We start from the raw sequence: 2,025 nt of genomic DNA on the forward strand, positions 1-2,025 counted from the left end.
GCACCACCATGAAGACCAACGAGGACAGCAGAAGATGGATACGGGCCGGTGGCAGCGGCGATCCATGAAAAGGAACATATGCCAGCCCCAGATGAATGGGGACAGGTGTTCGGCGACGAGGTCCTCGCCACCGCCATCCTCGACCGCCTCCTCCACCACTGCGATGTTGTCTCCATCAACGGCCCCAGCTACCGCCTCAAGAACCGACTCGCTGCTATCGAACGCGACAACGCAGCCTGACCAGCAGGTCCGTGTCCCGAAATCGATCGGATGTCTCTCCGCGGACCTGGTAGAACCAGGTCCACGCGGCACTGGGCCGCGCATTCAGGGGGCATCATGGCGGGACCGGCAGTGGGGCTGTGGCTCTTCGAGTACCGAAGCTTCGACGGGATACGAGCCCATGTGATCCCGTGGCTGGAGACGTTCTGCGGACTGGCCGAAACCGAGGCTGACGGAGACTTGGCCTTCCGAGTCCGAGAGCCTGCAGTCCTTGGTCTGCACGCCCTCAATACGGCTGAGGCGGGCATTTTCTTCCTCTCGGAGGACGACTGCATACCGGCAGACGACGAGGACTACTCCGAATTTTTGCTGCCGCCAGTTCAGGGCCTCGTCCTGGCCGCCAGCTGTTCGGGGCAGGTGAACCACGCTCTGCTCGGTCACCTCGCCCTTGCCTTCGCTCAACGGCTCCACGCGCTGATCGACTTCGACGGCGTCCTTGGATACACCCCTGGCGATCGGGCGGAAGAAGCCGCGGACTTGGCCCGAGCGCGGGCGCTGGTGGCCGCGCTCCCTGGCACCGTCAGGGAAGTCTCCTATGACACGGGCAGCGGCGACCGCTGGATCCGGCATGTCGGCGATCTGCAGTTCCTCAGTTCCTGGCTGCAGCACCCAGACTTCCGCCTCGTCAAGTAGGCCCACCCAGGCCACACCGCACCTCGGCATGGCACGAGCTTGAGGCTGACACTCATACCGCCGTCCAACTGGGCACGTTCATCCGTACCTCACTGAGCACTCTTATGAGTACGCGGACACACGGTGCCGTGGCGGATGTACTCGAACTCCCTGCGGGCCCGTCGGCCGGGGCCTGCGGGCTGGTCGGGGTACTTTCGGGAGCGGGCGGTGATGCCGGTTTTCTCGTCCACGCTGATCACCACGGCGTTCGGCGGGCAGGTGCGGTACAGGTCGCACACGTCGGCGGCGCGGGTGAAGAACTCCGGGTCGGCCGGGCGGGTCAGCCAGCCGCGCACCAGGTGCGGTTTGAGATCGACGGCGTTCAGGATCCGGCCGACCTGCGAGGCGGACACCGCCACGCCGGAAAGGTTCAGCCGGTCGGCCAGCAGCCGATGGGTCCACACGGTGTCCGAGCCAGGCGGGGCCGCGGTCGCGGTGGCGATGATCCGCAGCTTGTCGGTCGGGGACAGCCGGGGCCGGCCCAGCGGCCGGGGCCGGGCGCACAGCGCGGCCAGGCGTTCGGCGGCGAAGCGCCGGCGCCAGGCGCGCACGGTGTCCAGGTGCCGGCTCGCGTCGCGGGCCACGGCGGCGTTGGACGCGCCGTCGGCCAGCGCCAGGATCACCGACGCCCGCTGTACCCGGCCGAACGGCGCGCTGCGGGAGACGGTCAGCCGTTCCAGCTCCCCGCGCTCGGCCTCGGTCAAGTCGATGATGAACGGACTGGTCAGTGCCATCGTCCCACCCTGAGATCAGATTACTGATCCGGTGATCATCCCGCGGCGCGGACGGGCACGGGACACCAGGTGCCGCGGCCAGCCGACGATCAGGCAAGACGGGCGTCATGGCCAGCCCGAACGCCGCCAAAGCCGCGGCCCTGCAGCAGCGCCTGACCGCCCACGCCCGGCGCTGGCCGCAGGTCACCGAGCTCAAAGTACGCTGGCGGGCCGGATACGCCTACATCGACGCCGCCGCCGTCGACGGCGACGATGAAGCGGACGGCGACCTGCAGTTGTGCCGCCTGAAAGACACCGGCCACCCCGAGATGTGGGGCTTCACGCTGTTCACCTACAGCAA

The 2,025-nt window shown here is 67.9% G+C and carries 2 protein-coding genes and 2 pseudogenes; 3 read left to right on the forward strand and 1 reads right to left on the reverse strand.

The genetic code is table 11. The features are described from left to right. Positions 1-93: 93 nt before the first annotated feature. Together ACWCPY_RS43185 and ACWCPY_RS43190 are read left to right on the forward strand one after the other, a co-directional pair. Positions 94-240: pseudogene (locus ACWCPY_RS43185) on the forward strand (ATP-binding protein); the annotation flags it as partial. Positions 241-336: 96 nt separating this feature from the next. Then, positions 337-912: a DUF6368 family protein gene (locus tag ACWCPY_RS43190; protein WP_451274668.1), complete on the forward strand. Its 576-nt coding sequence runs from the start codon at positions 337-339 to the stop codon at positions 910-912. Between the two features lie 89 nt (positions 913-1,001). Here ACWCPY_RS43190 and ACWCPY_RS43195 read toward each other — a convergent pair whose 3' ends face one another. Then, positions 1,002-1,685 carry an IS630 family transposase gene (locus ACWCPY_RS43195; RefSeq protein WP_451274670.1) on the reverse strand — a complete coding sequence of 228 codons (684 nt, stop codon included), beginning with the start codon at positions 1,683-1,685 and terminating at the stop codon, positions 1,002-1,004. A 107-nt stretch (positions 1,686-1,792) separates the two neighbouring features. Here ACWCPY_RS43195 and ACWCPY_RS43200 point away from each other — a divergent pair. After that, a pseudogene (locus ACWCPY_RS43200) lies at positions 1,793-2,025 on the forward strand (hypothetical protein); the annotation flags it as partial.

It is taken from the genome of Streptomyces sp. NPDC002403, assembly GCF_053593015.1.

What these genes read in the sequence shown, in the direction of transcription:
- ACWCPY_RS43190 (WP_451274668.1), top strand. Translation starts at nt 337, where the DNA reads ATGGCGGGACCGGCAGTGGGGCTGTGGCTCTTCGAGTACCGAAGCTTC.
- ACWCPY_RS43195 (WP_451274670.1), bottom strand. Translation starts at nt 1,685, where the DNA reads ATGGCACTGACCAGTCCGTTCATCATCGACTTGACCGAGGCCGAGCGC.